This is a genomic window from Aurantiacibacter gangjinensis (assembly GCF_001886695.1).
Taxonomy (GTDB): Bacteria; Pseudomonadota; Alphaproteobacteria; order Sphingomonadales; family Sphingomonadaceae; genus Alteraurantiacibacter; species Alteraurantiacibacter gangjinensis.
The window spans coordinates 475,115-491,392 of record NZ_CP018097.1 but is presented as its reverse complement, the minus strand read 5'-3'; the positions used below and the strand labels follow the sequence as shown (position 1 = coordinate 491,392).

The 16,278-nt window shown below is 63.7% G+C and carries 9 protein-coding genes; 5 read left to right on the top strand and 4 right to left on the bottom strand.

The window, feature by feature from the left end; genetic code table 11:
- Window positions 1-68 precede the first annotated feature (68 nt).
- The 3 genes from gltB to BMF35_RS02395 all read right to left on the bottom strand — a co-directional run bounded on the left by gltB (window position 69) and on the right by BMF35_RS02395 (window position 8,085).
- A complete protein-coding gene (gene gltB / locus BMF35_RS02405) occupies window positions 69-4,724 on the bottom strand; it encodes a glutamate synthase large subunit (RefSeq protein ID WP_047006766.1) in 4,656 nt (1,551 codons plus the stop codon).
- A 210-nt stretch (window positions 4,725-4,934) separates the two neighbouring features.
- Window positions 4,935-6,806: a hypothetical protein gene (locus BMF35_RS02400; RefSeq protein WP_156172111.1), complete on the bottom strand. Its 1,872-nt coding sequence runs from the start codon at window positions 6,804-6,806 to the stop codon at window positions 4,935-4,937.
- 49 nt (window positions 6,807-6,855) lie between these two features.
- Complete coding sequence (locus BMF35_RS02395; RefSeq protein ID WP_047006764.1) at window positions 6,856-8,085, bottom strand: TIGR04063 family PEP-CTERM/XrtA system glycosyltransferase; 1,230 nt, start codon at window positions 8,083-8,085, stop codon at window positions 6,856-6,858.
- A 92-nt stretch (window positions 8,086-8,177) separates the two neighbouring features.
- Between BMF35_RS02395 and BMF35_RS13525 the strand changes: the two genes are divergently transcribed.
- From BMF35_RS13525 to BMF35_RS02385, 3 genes are read left to right on the top strand one after another with little or no spacing between them, the layout of a single operon-like run.
- The gene (locus BMF35_RS13525; RefSeq protein WP_156172110.1) at window positions 8,178-8,336 is read left to right on the top strand and encodes a hypothetical protein; all 159 of its coding nucleotides are present in this window, start codon (window positions 8,178-8,180) and stop codon (window positions 8,334-8,336) included.
- On the top strand, window positions 8,329-9,696 hold the full coding sequence (locus BMF35_RS02390; protein ID WP_047006763.1) for a putative O-glycosylation ligase, exosortase A system-associated: 1,368 nt from the start codon (window positions 8,329-8,331) through the stop codon (window positions 9,694-9,696). Before BMF35_RS13525 ends, BMF35_RS02390 begins: the two co-directional genes overlap by 8 nt.
- Window positions 9,697-9,744: 48 nt before the next feature.
- Entirely contained in the window at window positions 9,745-10,374 is a 630-nt protein-coding gene (locus BMF35_RS02385) for a DUF4126 domain-containing protein (protein WP_047006762.1), read from the top strand.
- A gap of 252 nt (window positions 10,375-10,626) precedes the next feature.
- Here BMF35_RS02385 and BMF35_RS02380 read toward each other — a convergent pair whose 3' ends face one another.
- The gene (locus BMF35_RS02380) at window positions 10,627-11,856 is read right to left on the bottom strand and encodes a polyhydroxyalkanoate depolymerase (RefSeq protein ID WP_047006761.1); all 1,230 of its coding nucleotides are present in this window, start codon (window positions 11,854-11,856) and stop codon (window positions 10,627-10,629) included.
- 209 nt (window positions 11,857-12,065) lie between these two features.
- On the opposite strand from BMF35_RS02380, the gene BMF35_RS02375 reads away from it, so the two are divergent.
- Both BMF35_RS02375 and BMF35_RS02370 read left to right on the top strand, forming a co-directional pair.
- Complete coding sequence (locus tag BMF35_RS02375) at window positions 12,066-13,862, top strand: ABC transporter transmembrane domain-containing protein (protein ID WP_047006760.1); 1,797 nt, start codon at window positions 12,066-12,068, stop codon at window positions 13,860-13,862.
- A gap of 132 nt (window positions 13,863-13,994) precedes the next feature.
- A complete protein-coding gene (locus BMF35_RS02370) occupies window positions 13,995-16,175 on the top strand; it encodes a M13 family metallopeptidase (protein WP_047006759.1) in 2,181 nt (726 codons plus the stop codon).
- Window positions 16,176-16,278 lie beyond the last annotated feature (103 nt).

Sequence of the window (16,278 nt, the reverse complement as noted above, 5' to 3'; positions counted from 1 at the left end):
AACGATGCGCAAAGGCGATACGGTGCACCATGGATCGCGTCGCTCCGCTCGCGATGACGTAATGCCATTCATTCCGCCGCCACGCTGGCGGCTTGTTCGCGCTCGGCCTCAAGCAGCTTGAGCGCGCGTGCGTAATCCTTCGGCATGACCTTCACGAATTTGGAGAGCGTGGCTTCCCAATCCTTGAGCATGGCCGCAGCGCGCGCCGATCCGGTGTGGAGCTTGTGCCGTTCCAGAAGCACGCGCAGGCGCGCGGCATCGTGATAGAGCGGGTCGCCCATGCCCATGTCGTCCACGTGCGAGGGGCGCTGTTGCGGAAGGCCCGTGCCTTCCGGATCCTCTGCGCCGTCGCCCAGCTTCAGCAAGTCGACCTGCGCCATGTTGCAGCGCTGGTGGAAGGTGCCTTTGGGATCGTAGACATAGGCAACGCCCCCGCTCATCCCCGCAGCGAAATTGCGTCCCGTCCGGCCCAGTACGGCAACCACGCCGCCGGTCATGTATTCGCAGGCATGGTCGCCCGCGCCCTCGACCACGGCGACCGCGCCCGAATTGCGCACGGCGAAGCGTTCACCCGCAACGCCGCTGAAATAGGCTTCGCCCGCAATCGCGCCGTAGAGACAGGTATTGCCGACGATGATGTTCTTGCGCGGGTCGCGAGCCACCCCATCCGGCTGGCGCACGATGACCCGCCCGCCCGACAGGCCCTTGCCGACATAATCGTTTGCATCGCCCACGAGGTTGAGCGTCACGCCATGGGCGAGCCATGCCGCAAAGCTCTGGCCGGCCGTGCCGGTAAAGTCGATGCGGATGGTATCGGCAGGAAGTCCCTTATGGCCATGCGCCTCTGCAATCCGGCCCGATAGCATGGTGCCGGTGGTGCGGTTGCGGTTGCGGATGTCGTAGGCAAGCTGCACCGGCTCGCCGCGCTGGATGGCAGCTTCGCAATCGGCAATCAGCTGGTTGTCGAGCGCCGTCAGCAAGCCGTGATCCTGCCCCTCGGTATGGCGATAGGTCTGTCCATCGGCGAGGTCGATGGTGTGGAGTAGCCTAGACAGGTCCACCCCGTCCGCTTTCCAGTGGCGGATGGCGCGGTTCATGTCGATCCGGTCCACCCGGCCTACCATCTCGTCGATGGTGCGGAAGCCCATCTCCGCCATGATGGCGCGCAGTTCCTCGGCGACGAAGAAGAAGTAGTTGATCACATGCTCCGGCGTGCCGACGAAGCGTTTGCGCAGCTCAGGGTTCTGCGTGGCGACGCCCACGGGGCAGGTGTTAAGATGGCATTTGCGCATCATGATGCAGCCTGCCGCGATCAAAGGCGCGGTGGCAAAGCCGAACTCGTCCGCCCCCAGCAAGGCCCCGATGGCCACGTCCCGCCCCGTGCGAAGCCCGCCATCCACCTGCACTGCGATGCGGCTGCGAAGGTCGTTGAGCAGCAACGTCTGCTGCGTTTCGGCAAGGCCGATTTCCCACGGGCTCCCCGCATGGGTAAGGCTGGTGAGAGGCGACGCGCCCGTGCCGCCTTCATAGCCCGATATGGTGACATGATCGGCCTTGCACTTCGATACACCAGCCGCGACCGTGCCGACCCCCACCTCGCTCACCAGCTTCACCGAAATGCGCGCTGCCGGCTGCACGTTCTTCAGATCGTGGATCAGCTGGGCGAGATCCTCGATCGAATAGATATCGTGGTGCGGCGGCGGGCTGATGAGCCCAACGCCCGGCGTGGAGTGGCGCACCTTGCCGATGCGCTTGTCCACCTTGTGGCCCGGCAGCTGGCCACCTTCGCCGGGTTTCGCGCCCTGCGCCATCTTGATCTGGATATCGTCCGCATTGACCAGATATTCGGTCGTGACGCCGAAGCGCCCGCTAGCCACCTGCTTAATCCGGCTACGCATCGTGTCGCCGTTATCGAGTGGCTTGAAGCGCTCCGGCTCCTCCCCGCCCTCGCCGGTATTGGACCGCGCGCCGATGCGGTTCATGGCGATGGCGAGCGTGGAGTGCGCTTCGTGGCTGATACTGCCGAAACTCATCGCGCCGGTGGAGAAGCGCTTCACGATGTCGGCGGCAGGTTCGACCTCTTCCAGCGGGATGGGCGTGTCGGTTTTTCTCAGCTCCATCAGCCCGCGAATGGTCAGCAGCCGCTCGCTCTGTTCGTTCACGCTGGCAGCGAAGGCATCGTATTGCTCCTGCGCGCTCGCACCGGGCTCGCTGCGCACGGCGTGCTGCAATTGCGCGACATTGCCGGGCGTCCAGGCGTGCTCCTCGCCGCGCAGGCGGTATTGGTACATGCCGCCCACATCCAGCATGTTGGCATAGATCGGATTGTCGCCATAGGCCATGGCATGGCGGCGCACCGTTTCGTCCGCGACCTGCGGCAGCCCGATGCCCTCGATGCTGGTCGCGGTGCGCTTGAAATAGGTGTCGATGAAGTCGCTGGAGAGGCCGACTGCATCGAAGATCTGCGCCCCGCAATAGGACTGGTAGGTGGAGATGCCCATCTTGGACATGACCTTGCGGATGCCCTTGCCGACCGCCTTGATGTAGTTCTGCTCGACCTCTTCGGGCCCGAGTTCGGGGGCTTTCTTCTGGCGGATATCTTCCAGCGTTTCGAAGGCGAGATAAGGGTTGATGGCTTCCGCGCCGTACCCCGCCAGCACGCAGAAATGGTGCACTTCGCGCGGCTCGCCGCTTTCCACCACGATGCCGGTCTGCATACGAAGACCCTGGCGCACGAGCTGGTGATGCACCGCTGCCGTGGCGAGCAGTGCAGGCATGGGAATGCGGTCCGGCCCCTGCTTGCGGTCGGACAGGATGAGGATGTTCTTGTCCTGCAGCACCGCCTCGGTGGCGGCCCAGCACATTTCCTTGATCGCCATTTCGAGGCCGTCAGCCCCGCTTGCCGCATCCCATGTGATGTCGACCGTCGCAGTGCGGAACGCGCCATCGAGGCTCGCTTCGACCGAGCGGATTTTCTCCATCCCGCGATTGGTGAGGATGGGCTGGCTGATCTCAAGGCGCTTATGCGTGCCTGCCTCGCGTCCCAGCAAGTTTGGGCGCGGCCCGACCATGGAGGTAAGGCTCATCACCAGTTCCTCGCGGATCGGGTCGATGGGCGGGTTGGTAACCTGCGCGAAGTTCTGCTTGAAATAATCGTAAAGCAGGCGGCTGCGGGCAGACAGCACGGCAATCGGCGTATCGGTGCCCATGGAGCCGATGGGATCGTCGCCGTTGACAGCCATCGGTTCCAGGAAGCGGGAGATGTCCTCCTGCGTGTAGCCGAAGGCCTGCTGGCGATCGAGCAGGCTGACGTCGTGCTCCTGCACGGCATCCTCGTCAGTCTCGATAGTTTCCAGGTCTTTGAGCTTGTACTGCGCCTTTTCGAGCCATTCGGCATAGGGGTGCGCTGCGGAAAGCTCGGCTTTCAGTTCCTCGTCCTCGACGATGCGGCCCTGTTCGAGGTCGATCAGCAGCATGCGCCCGGGCTGCAGGCGCCATTTTCGAACGATGTCTTTCTCCGCCACCGGCAGCACGCCGCTTTCCGAAGCCAGGATGCAAAGATCGTCCTTCGTCACGCAATAACGCGCCGGGCGCAGGCCATTGCGATCCAGCGTGGCGGCAATCTGACGGCCATCTGTGAAGGCAACGCCGGCGGGGCCATCCCATGGCTCCATTAGCGCAGCGTGATATTCGTAGAAGGCGCGCCGCGACGGATCCATCAAGTCGTTGCCGCTCCATGCCTCAGGGATCAGCATCATCATCGCATGGGCGAGGCTGTATCCGCCGAGCAATAGCAGCTCGAGCGCATTGTCGAGGCAGGCCGTATCGCTCTGCCCGTGCGGAATGATGGGCCACAGCTTGTCGAGATCAGCGCCCAGCAGGTCGCTTTCCATCGTGCGGCGGCGCGCTTCCATCCAGTTCACATTGCCGCGCACCGTGTTGATCTCGCCGTTGTGGGCGATCAGGCGGAAGGGCTGGGCGAGGCGCCAGCTGGGGAAGGTGTTGGTGGAGAAGCGCTGGTGCACGAGGCCGAGCGCGCTCTGGCAATCGGGGTCGCGCAAATCATCGTAAAAGCTGCCCACCTGCGTTGCCAGCAGCAGCCCCTTGTACACGATGGTCCGGCTGGAAAAGCTGGGCATGTAGAGCTTGGTGAGGCCCGGCATGTCATGCTTTTCGGCGAGCTCGGCCAGCGGGTTTTGCGTTTGCTTGCGGATGACGATCAGCTTGCGCTCGAAGGCATCCTGGTCGGCGCAATTCTCCCCGCGGGCGATGAAGCACTGGCGGATGACAGGCATGGTCTCCAGCACAGCCTTGCCAAGGCCATCCGTCGTGGTCGGCACATCGCGCCAGCCGATCAGGCGCTGGCCTTCCTTGGCGATGAACTTCTCGAACTGCTCGGTGATGAAATCGCGCGCTTCGCCCTCTTGCGGCATGAAGCACATGGCCACGGCGTAATCGCCCGCCGGTGGCAGGGCCAGCCCCGCGCCATCCGCCCATTTGCGGTAGAGCGCATCGGGGATCTGCATGAGAATGCCTGCGCCATCGCCGAGCAGCGGATCGGCGCCAACCGCGCCGCGGTGATCGAGATTGGCGAGGATTTCCAGCGCCTGCGTAACGATGGCGTGCGAGGGCTTTCCCTTAATATGGGCGACGAAGCCCACACCGCAGGAATCATGCTCGTTGACGCTGTCGTAAAGGCCGCGGGCGCTGGGGTATTCAGTCAAGTCGTCTCATGTCCTGTTGCCGGGCCGGAGGCGTTTCGCGCCTCGATCCCGCCGCAGCCGAGTTGGTTGCAACGGTAACGAAACGCGACTTCGCAGCCCGGGATGCTGCACGAAAATGTCGCGAAGCGCCCTCATGGCGACAGGATACTATTTTGGCAAGTATGGTGCGCTGCAAAATATCTTTGCACGTGGCAAGCGCGACTGGCGTGTTTACTTGCCCATGCGCTGCAGGTTCATCAACACCTCGCGCAAGGCCCGCTCATTGTCATCGTTGGACGGCTGGGGGCGCGGGGCGCGATGGGCCGCGCTGCTGTCGGCCGCGTCGGTCGGGCCAGCGGGAGCGTCGAAAGGACGCATGGCATCGGCCTGAGGCGCAATGGGCTTGCGAGCCTGCTGGTTGGGGAACAGCACCGCAGGCTGGGCCGCGCCGGAGGTATCTTCCGGCTCGTCGATCCGAACGAATTCGGATGCCGCCTGCTTGAACGGATTGAGCGAAGCAAAATCGGCCTCGCTGTCGGCCTCTTCGCCTGCGTCCTCGTCGACCTCGGGTTCGGGAGCAGGTGCCGCAACCGCGGTCGGAACATCGAATGCGGGCCGCTCAGCCGCCTGCTGGATCGCAGCCTTGTTCGCAGAGAGCGGCAGGGTGAAGCTTGCCGACAGGTCGTCCTCGGCTTCGTCCTCTTCGTCATCGACCTGCAACAGCTTGGCGTCGAACGGCTTGTAGTGACGGCCTGCTTCATCGGGCGCGTGATCGGTTTCGGTCGGGGCTGGCGCGTCTTCGGCATGACGGGCCACGCCGCTGCCGCCGAAATAGGCGGCCATGGCCTCGGCAGCGTCATCCGCTTCGGCGGCATCGAATTCCTGCGGAACCGGCGGAGCTTTCTCGGACTCGGCTTCTGCTGCGATCGAAACGCGCTCGGCCTCCGCCTCGGCGGCATCGCGCGCGGCTTTTTCGGCTGCCATGCGCGCCGACCATTCGCGATGCTTGTCGAGCGTCGAGCCTAGGCGCTGCACCAGCTGGACGAGTCCTTCGCCGCTGTCATCATCATCGTCATCGTCGTGCGCAGGCATGGCTTCGGCGCGTGGAGAGGTGTCGTCGCCCTCCAGTGGCGGCGCAAACGCCATGTCCTCTTCGTAGTCGTCCTCTGTGACCGGATAGGCTTCGGGAGCATCGAAAGTCTGCTTGTCGATCACATCGTCCTCATCTGTCTCGTCACCGTCGTGAGCGCTATCCGTGTCCGGCGGCATATCGCCCCAGTCGAAATCCGTTCGCGCCATGCTAGGCGGTGAGAATGCCAGCGGTTCCACGACAGGCGCCGCTTCGCCATCCTTCTGCGCGGCTTCTACAGCGGTGGTCGGCTCCACCGACGCGATCGGGATGCACTCCTGCCGCTCTTCCGGCGGTGCCGCCTCGACGAGCTCGTGTGCCGGAGCCTCATGCGCAGGCAGCTCTTGCTCTTCCGTTAATTCGGCGCTCGCTTCCAACTCGAAAGTGTCGTCTTGCCCGGCGGGCTGTTCTTCGGCTTCAAGCTGTTGGCCCGCCAGCGTAGCATGGTCGTCGGCTGCAATTTCAGACGCGCCGGGCAGCGGCGCGACATTGAGGAAATCGCTGTGGCCTTCCTCTTCCTCGATCGCCAGAGCGCGGCGGCGGCCCGTGCGAACCGGCTCTGCGGGTTCGGCAGCGACCGGTTCACCGCCATCGGCCTCGCCAATCTGGTCGGCGTCCAGCTCCTCATAGGCGCTCAGCGGAGCGCGGCGTTGGGGAGGGACAAGCGCAACATTTTTCGCAGGCGCCGCAATACGCTTCGCCAGCACGAAGCCCAGCAGCCCGCCCAGCACCGTGCCGGCAAGCGCGATCAGCCCCTTGGCCGTCAGACCCAGCGGCGGGGCCATTTGCGGGATGAGGGAGGGAAGCCCGGTGGCCATGACAACCTGTTCGAGCAGAACGGTCGGCACGATCATGCTGCCAATGCCGAAAAGCGCGGCGAACCACAGGCCCACCACCAGCGGGAATGCCGGGCTGGCAGTGATCGGCGGCTTTGCGCGCGCGGTTCCATCGATGTGCTCGGGGCTGGTTGCCACGTGCGGTTCCTGTTCGTTGCGCCGTGTTTTCACCTAGGCGCCGCGCAAGCTAGGCGGCGTCCGGCATACGGCTGTTCGAGGGTCCGCCTAGCAGGCGTTGGTAAACGACCTGATAACGTTGAACATTCGTCGCCCAGTCATGGTTCGCCCGAACATGCGCGCGCGCTGCCTGCCGGATGGCATTCCACTCGTCGCGGCGGTCGACGAGATCGGCAAGGGCCTGCGCGCAGGCGGCGGGATCGTCAGGCGCGAAGAGAACCCCAGTTTCGCCATTACGGATCAGCTCGCGGTGGCCGCCCACATCGCTGGCGGCGACGAGCTGCATCTGCGCATTGGCTTCCAGCGGTTTGAGCGGCGTGACGAGATCGGTGAGCCGGCTCTTCTTGCGCGGATAGGCCATGATGTCGGTGAGGGCGTAATAGCGCTCCACTTCGGCATGCGGCACGCGGCCGGTGAAATGGATGCGGTCTGCCACGGGCGATGCAGCGACCTGCGCACGCAAAGCCCGATCCATCGGTCCGCCGCCGACCAGCAACAGATGCGCGCCTGCGTGCCTTTCCACCAGCATTGACATCGCCGCGATGAGGTCGTCCAACCCTTCGTAATCGTAGAAGCTGCCGATGAAACCGATCACGGGCCCATCCCCGATGCCGAGTTCGGCGGCGAGCGCATCGTCGCGTCTTGCGGGCTCTCCAAAGGTCGTCAGGTCTACGCCATTGGGCATGATGCCGATCTTGTCCGCAGGAAAACCGCGCGCCACCAGATCGTCCTTCAGCCCGTGGCAGATCGTCATCACCGCATCGGCCCCACGCACGGCGAGGTTCTCCACGTGCCGGGTAAGGCGGTATTTGAGCGATCCTTCGCGCCCAGTCAGATTGCCGACGGCGGCATCCTCCCAAAAAGCGCGTATTTCATAAACGACGGGAATGCCCAGCCGTTTTCCGGCGCGGATCGCGGCCAGCCCGTCCAGCGCGGGCGAGTGTGCGTGAAGGATGTCGGGCCGCCAGTCATCGGCGAGCGCGACGATGGCATTGCAGAGCGCATCGATCTCGCGCCATTCCTTCAGGCCTGCAGGCCCCGAAGATGCGCCCAGCGTGCGGTGGAATATAAGACCATCGACTTCCTCGACCGACGGTCCTTCCTCCGTATGCCGCTGGCCGGTGATGCCGCGCACCTCGAGTCCGGACGCTGCCTGCGCCCGCAGGATCGCCCGCGTGCGAAAGGTATAGCCGCTATGCATGGGCAGCGAATGGTCGAGGACGTGCAGAATCCGTGTCATCGCCGCAGCGCATAGCGGCAACGTGCTTAACGGGCCGTCAAGAGCTTTGCCCTAATGGCGATGCTCCGAAGCTTCGCGGACGAAACGCCCACGTGATCGACTTGTTTTCCATCGCCCTGTCGCACGGCCTTATACTGGCCGCGATGTGGCGCGTCATGATGCGGCCCGAGCTCGACGAGGAGGGCGCGGCGGACAGCAAGCCAGAGCGACCTTGGCTCAAGAAGCAGCAGGAGCCGCACGGCGATGCGTGACATCGTCCTGTTCCTGTTCATCGCCATCGTGCTGGCGATGGGATTCAAGCGCCCGTTCCTGTGGGTGCTGCTGTATATTTATGTCGATATCGTATCGCCGCAGCTGATCGGCTGGGGGTTCATCCGCAGCCTGCATCTCTCGCTAGTCGCCTTTATCGCCGCCTTTGTCGGCTACGTGCTGCTCGACAGCAAGGAAGGCAGCCGCTTCACGATCACGCAAGCCATTATGGCGGCGTTGCTGGTGTGGTGCGGCTACACGACCATTGGCGCGGCTTTCCAGGAATTCGCCTGGGCGAAATGGGACTGGGTGTGGAAGAGCATCTTCTTCGCCGCCTTTCTGCCGCTGACGCTGCGCACGCGCCTGCGGCTGGAAGCGGCGCTGGTGGTATTCGTGCTCAGCATCGGGGCGAATGCCATTACGGGCGGCATCAAGACGGTGTTCGGCGGCGGCGGATACGGGCAGCTGGTGCTGCTCGTACAGATGGATTCGGGCCTTTACGAAGGCTCGATCATGTCGACCGCGGCCATCGCCACCATCCCGCTCATCTTCTTCCTTGCGCGGCGCGGCACGATCTTCCCTTCGCACTGGACCGTCTGGACCTTCGCCGTCGCGCTGATAGCGGCCTGTATGCTGATCCCCATCGGCACAGGCGCGCGCACCGGCCTCGTCTGCATCGCGGTCTTCTTCGTGTTGCTGCTGCGGCAGGTGAAATACCGCTTCCTGATGGCAGGGCTGGGCGGCGTGCTCTTCTTCGCGGCGCTGCCTTTCCTGCCTGCGGAATATACCCAGCGCATGGAGACTATCGCCGGTTTCCGCTCCGATGAAAGCGCCTCGACGCGGCTGGAGGTTTGGCGCTGGACCGTCGACTACGCCAAGGCCAACCCGACCGGCGGCGGCTTCGATGCCTATCGCGGCAACAGCTTCACTTACGAGATCCCGGAGATCGAAGGCGAGGGCAATAACCGCCGCATCACCTATCGCGAAGTGACCGATCAGGCGCGCGCTTACCACTCCAGCTATTTCGAGGTGCTGGGCGAGCAGGGCTGGCTCGGGCTGTTCCTGTGGCTGTCCTTGCAGGGGCTGGGGCTCTACCAGATGGAGCGGATAAGGCGGCGCGAGGGGCCCAAGCGCGCGGATCGCGACATCGCGATGTTCGACATGGCGACAGCGCTGCAACACGCGCAGATCATCTTCCTTGTCGGCGCGCTGTTCGTCGGCATCGCGTTCCAGTCATTCGTCTTCATCCTGTTGGCTTTCCAGGCGGCGCTATGGAGCCAATGGCGGCGCTTGCGCCACGGCTTCAAGCTATCGCCCGCCGCGCAGAAACTGGCCGACGCCCGGCGCGAGGCGATGGCGTAAAGCGGTGGCTCTCGACAAATGGCGGCGGCGGGAGGATAACCGGCTGCCATGGAAACAGCCGCAACCCTTTCTGCTATCGAGATAATCGGGCTGGCCGGCAGCGCCAGCCTGCTGGCGGGCTGGCGGCTCTACCTCGTCGTGCTGGCGACCGGGCTGGCCATGCGCAGCGGCTTCGTACCTTTGCCCGAGCAGCTGGATGCGTTGCAGGTGTTCGCCAATCCGTGGGTCATCGGCATTGCCGGTTTCGGCGCGCTGGCAGAGTTTTTCGCCGACAAGGTCGCATGGCTCGATAGCGCCTGGGACACGGTGCACACGCTGGTGCGTCCCATCGGCGGTGCGCTGCTGGCGCTCGCCATCGTCGACCCGGGCGATCCGGCGATGCAGGTGATTGCCTTCCTGCTGGGCGGCGGCGGCGCGCTGGTGGCGCATGGCGGCAAGGCAGGTGCGCGGGCGGCGATCAATACTTCGCCCGAACCCGTTTCTAACGTGGTCGCTTCTACGGCGGAGGATATCGCCACCGTGGGCGCGCTGTGGTTCGTCTACGAATACCCATGGGCCGCGGCAGGCGTGGCAGCGGTGCTGCTGGCGCTCGCCATCGGTCTGATACTGGCGCTGCGGAACATGGTGCGGCGGTTTTTCAAACGTGAGCCAAAGAATGTCGCGCCAAGAACGGAGTGATCTTCTGTTTTGCGAAGCCGCATCTGCGGCTTCATCCTCGGTGCTGTTCCCTCCGCTTCGCTGCGGGGCACCTGCGGTCGCTCGTTCGGACTCTGTCGGTCGCTAGTCGCGACCGAAACCAGCGCAATCCTGTAAGTTTACTGCAGAACTCCGCCCGATAGGGCGGCAAGGGCGAACGCCCGCCCGCAGCGGGCACGCAGCGCAGCGGAGTGCGTCTAGCGAGGACGATCCGGCGGATGCCGGATCGAAAAACTAACCTACAGAAGGATTAGCTCTCATCCATTCCTCCACCACCGGTGCAATCCGGTTGCGCCACTTGCTGCCGTTGAAAATACCGTAATGGCCGACCTCGCGGGCAAGGTGGTACTTCTTCTTCGCCATGGGCAGGTGTTCGGCAATGTCGAGCGCCGCGCAGGTCTGGCCGATGCCGGAAATATCGTCGCGCTCGCCCTCGATCGCCAGCAGCGCGGTGTCGCGAATGGCATCGGGATCGATGGCCTTCCCGCGATGCACGAACTCGCCCTTCGGCAGCGAGTGTTCCTGGAACACATGCTCGATGGTCTGGAGGTAGAATTCGGCTGTCATGTCGCAGACAGACAGATATTCATCGTAGAACTGCTTGGTCTTGTCCGCGCTTTCCTGGTCGCCCAGCGTCAGGTGTTTGAACATCTCGTAATGGCTCATCATGTGATCGGAGAGGTTCATGGAGATGAAACCGGCCAGCTGCAGGAAGCCGGGATAGACGCGGCGGCCCGCGCCCGGATAGTTGAGCGGCACGGTGGCGATCACATTGTTGCGGAACCAGCTCAGCGGCTTTTCCATCGCCAGGTCGTTCACGCCGGTGGGGCTGGCGCGCGTGTCGATCGGGCCGCCCATCATGGTGAGCGACGCCGGGCGGCATGGATCCTTTTCCGCCGCCATCACCGCAGTTGCGGCAAAAGCGGGCACGGAGGGCTGGCACACGGCCAGCATATGCGTGTCCGGCCCGATGAATTGCAGGAATTCGATCAGGTAATCGATGTAATCATCGAGGTCGAAAGGGCCCGCCTCGGTCGGCACCAGCCGCGCATCCGCCCAGTCGGTGATCCACACCTGCTGGTTTTCGACCATGCGCTGGACCGTGCCGCGAAGCAGCGTGGCGAAATGCCCGCTCATGGGCGCAACGATCAGCAGCTTTGGCGCATCTTCGGGCAGATCGTCACGCATGAAGCGGCGCAGGCTGCCGAAGGGCTTTTCTAGCACCACGGTTTCGCTGACCGGCTTGAGCCCGTCATCGGTCTCTACCGGCTGGATGTTGAATTCGGGCTTGCCGCGCTCTTCATAGACATGCGCAAACACTTTGAGCGCCGATGCGGCGGCAGGGCCCATGCCCATATAGCCCATGGGCAGCGCCGGATTATTCAGCAATTCCGCCCCGACGGATGCCCAATTGCTGGCCGTGGTCATCCACGCGCGCTGCATTTCATAGGCGTTGTAAAGCACTTAGCGTCCCCTGCATCGCACCGGTTCGGGTGCATCAAGGCGGTCCGCGATTGCCGCATGTCCCGCAAAAGAACGCAGGACATGCCTCTTTTGCGGCGATGTTGCAATGCGGCAAAAGGGATTAGGCGAAGCCTGCTTGTGGGCAAACCGGCGGTTTGTCGTGCGCGGCTGCTTCAAAGCTGCGCGGCTTTGGGCTAGAGCGCGCCGCGATGGCCTCTCCCGACGACGCTTCCGACATTCCGACACAAGGTGCGAAGGCAAAGAGCCTAGCCCCGCTGACGATGATCTATGTCGAGGCGAAGAAATATCCCGGGCGTGTCGCGATGGCGCTGGTCGCGCTGGTGGTTTCGGCCACGATCTTCTCGCTCGCTTTGCCCAATGCCCTCCGTCTTATCGTGGATCGCGGCTTTTCGGATGGCGGCGATATCGATCGCTGGTTCACTTACCTGCTCGGGCTGGTCGGCCTATTCGGCGTGGCGACGGCGGTCCGCTTCTATTTCGTCAGCTGGCTCGGAGAGCGGGTGGTCGCCGACATCCGCGCCAAGGTGTATGACAATCTCCTGCGGCTCTCGCCGGGCTTTTTCGAAGAGAACAGCCCCAAGGAGATTTCCAGCCGCATGGTCGCCGATACTGCTGTCATCGAGATGGTGGTGGGCACGACGGTCTCGGTTGCGCTGCGCAACGGTATCACGGCGGTGCTTGGAACTGTCGCGCTGTTCTGGCTGGCGCCACAGCTGGCCGTGTGGCTGCTGGCGAGCATTCCGCTGCTCGTGATACCGATCCTCGTCTTCGGACGGCGGTTGCGCGATATCAGCCGCACCAGCCAGGACCGTGTCGCCGATGTCGGTGCGATGGTGACCGAAACGCTTTCGGCGATGAAGATCGTGCAGGGCTTCAACCAGGAGCGGCGCGAAGGCGGGCGCTTCACCGGAGCGGTCGAGAAAACCTTCGACGTTGCGCGCAGCCGCATCATGATCCGCGCGCTGATGACTGCCATCCTGATGACGCTCATCATGGGCGCGGTCACCTTGCTGTTGTGGCGCGGCGCGGTGCTGGTCCGCGACGACGTGATAACCGGCGGCACAATAACGGCTTTCGTATTTGCCAGTATTGTCGTGGTAGGCTCCGCCGGGGCGCTGACCGAAGTCTTCGGCGATTTGCTGCGCGGCGCGGGCGCGGCCAGCCGCCTGCGCGAACTGCTCGATGCAGAGCCCGATATCGTGCCGCCTGCCCGTCCGCAGCAATTGCCCGAACCGCCGCGCGGCAGCCTTGCCTTCAGCAATGTGACGTTCTGCTATCCGACCCGGCCCGAAGAGCGCGCTATCGCCGATTTCTCCCTGACGGTCGAACCGGGAGAGACCGTGGCAATCGTCGGCCCGTCGGGTGCGGGCAAGTCGACCATCTTTCAGTTGGCAGAGCGATTTTATGATCCGCAGGAAGGCACCGTCCGCCTCGACGGCGTTCCGCTGACACAGGCCGATCCCGCCACCATCCGTCGCCGCATGGCGCTGGTGCCGCAGGAAGGCATATTGTTCGCCGCCAATGCCCGCGACAATCTGCGCTACGGTGCTTGGGACGCGGATGACCAGGCGATCTGGGACGCTGCGCGCGCCGCCAATGCGGAAGGCTTCCTGCGCGATTTGCCCGACGGGCTGGATACTTTCCTCGGCGAAGGCGGCGCGCGCCTTTCGGGCGGACAGCGCCAGCGCATCGCCATTGCGCGTGCGCTGCTGCGCAACGCACCGATCCTGTTGCTGGACGAGGCGACCAGTGCGCTCGATGCGGAAAGCGAGCGACTGGTCCAGGATGCGCTCGAACGCCTGATGGCAGACCGCACCACGCTGGTGATCGCCCATCGCCTCGCCACCGTGCGCGCGGCGGACCGGATCATCGTGATGGAGGATGGCCGCATCGCAGAGGAAGGCGACCACGCCAGCCTGACGGCTAAAGGCGGTCTGTATGCGCGGCTCGCTTCGCTGCAATTCGACGAGCCTGCGCTGAGTTGAGCCTTCTGGCGGGTTGACTTGCGTCGAAGCGAGTCGACGTTTAATCGATATGGTAACGACAGAAACCGGCGCGCACTGCTGTGCGAGAATGGTCGTAACCTATTCAAAATCATACGAGAGGACTGGACGGACATGATCCGCAATATTCTGATTACATCGGTATCGGCCATCGGCCTTGCCGCCGCATCGCCCGCGCTCGCGAATGAAGACGCGCATGACGGCCACAATCACGGCGTGGTGCACGATGACATCGTGAACGACACGGACAGCGCGACCGAAGCGCCGACGATGGATTTCGGCACGTGGGGCGTGGGCCTCGATTATCTCGACAATACCGTCGATCCGGGTGACGATTTCAATGCCTATGCCAACGGTATCTGGACCAGCACCAACGAGATTCCGGCAGATCGCCAGCGCTACGGCGCGTTCGATATGCTGCGCGAACAATCGGTAGTGGATGTCCAGACGCTGATGGCAGACCTGATCGCGTCCGATCCGGCTGAAGGCACGGCAGCACGCCGCATCGTCGATGCGTATAATGCCTTCGTCGACACCGACGCTATCGATGCGTCCGGTCTCGCTCCGGCCTATCCCTATCTGCAGCAGATCTTCGACGCGCCCGACCTGGAGGCGCTGGTGCGCCTGATGGAACAGCCCGGCATGCCCAGCCTCGTTTCGGCGGGTGTCGGCATCGATGCGCGCAATCCTACCGATTATGCCGTGTCCATCGGGTTCGGCGGTATCGGCCTGCCCGACCGCGATTATTACCTCGTCGACTCGGAGAGCAATCTCGAGATCCGCGAGAAGTATCTCGAATATATGGAAACGATGTTCGAGGCTGCGGGCTATGCCGATCCCGCCGCAACGGCCCGCGCCGTCTATGCCTTCGAGCGCGATATTGCCGAGCTGGAATGGGCGCGCCAGATGTTTCGCATCCCGCAGCTCACCTACAATGTGTTGAGCCGCGACGAGCTGGAAGCGCTGGCGGGCGATTTCCCGGTTGCAGCCCTGCTGGAAGCGGGCGATTTCGCCGGGGAAGACCGGTTCCTCGCTAGCCAGCTGCCGCCTACCGATGAGGAAATCGAAGAGCTTGGCCTGACGGAAGAGCAGCTGGGCATGATCGGCGGCGGCCTGCCCGCGATGATGGAGCTACTCACCGAAACGCCGCTCGCCACGCTGCAGGCGCACATGGCGCGCAATTTCCTCGCCAGCAACGCATCCGTCCTATCGACCGAGCTCGATGCCGCCCAGTTCGATTTCTACGGTCGCACCATCAGCGGCGCGGAAGAGCAGGAAGCTCGCTGGAAGCGGGGCATCTCCACTGTCGAAGGCATGCTGGGCGAGCAGCTGGGCGCGCTGTATGTGGAGCAGTATTTCCCGCCCGAGAGCAAGGCGCAGATGGATGAGCTGGTGGCCAATCTCTCGCGCGCCATGAGCATGGCTCTGGACGAAAACGAGTGGATGACTGCCGACACGCTGGCCGAAGCACGCACCAAGCTGGAAGGCTTCGTGCCGATGATCGGTTATCCCGACGAGTTCGAGACCTATGACGGCCTCGAAATCAGCGCGAGCGACCCGCTTGCCAACCGCATGGCGACAGCCGCATGGGGCATTGCGGACAACCGCGCGCGCCTCGGCACGCAAGTGGACCCGACCGAATGGGGCATGCTGCCACAGACGGTGAATGCCTATTATTCGCCGCTGACGAACCGCATCGTCTTCCCCGCTGCCATCCTGCAGCCGCCCTTCTTCAATGCGTCGGCAGACCCGGCGGTGAACTATGGCGGCATCGGTGCCGTCATCGGTCACGAAATCGGCCACGGCTATGATGACCAAGGCTCGCAGTTCGATGCCACGGGCACGCTGCGCAATTGGTGGCAGGATAGCGACCGCGAGGGCTTCGAGGCGTTCACCCAGCGCATGGGCGAATTCATCGAATCCTACTGCCCGGTCGACAGTGCCGAAGGGCCGGTGTGCCTGCGCGCACGCCAGTCGATGGGCGAAACGCTTGGCGATGTGGTGGGCCTGCAGATGGCCTACCGCGCCTACCAGCTTTCGCTCAATGGCGAGGAAGCGCCGGTGATCGACGGCTTGACCGGCGACCAGCGCTTCTTCCTCGGTTACGCCCAGATTTGGCGGGGCATGGAGCGTGAGGAATCGCTGCGCAACCGCGTGATGACGGCGAACCACCCGCCGGGCGAGTTCCGCCTCAACAACGCTGTGCGCCATACCGATGCCTGGTACGAAGCGTTCGGCGTGACCGAAGGCGACGATCTGTATCTCGCACCGGAAGATCGCATCCGTATCTGGTAAGCACTTCTCATCGAAACATTCAGGGGGGCGGAGTCGGTCTTGACTTCGCCCCCTTCTCGTTGAAGGCGTGCACCACTTCACCTCTTCGGGATGCAGACCGCCG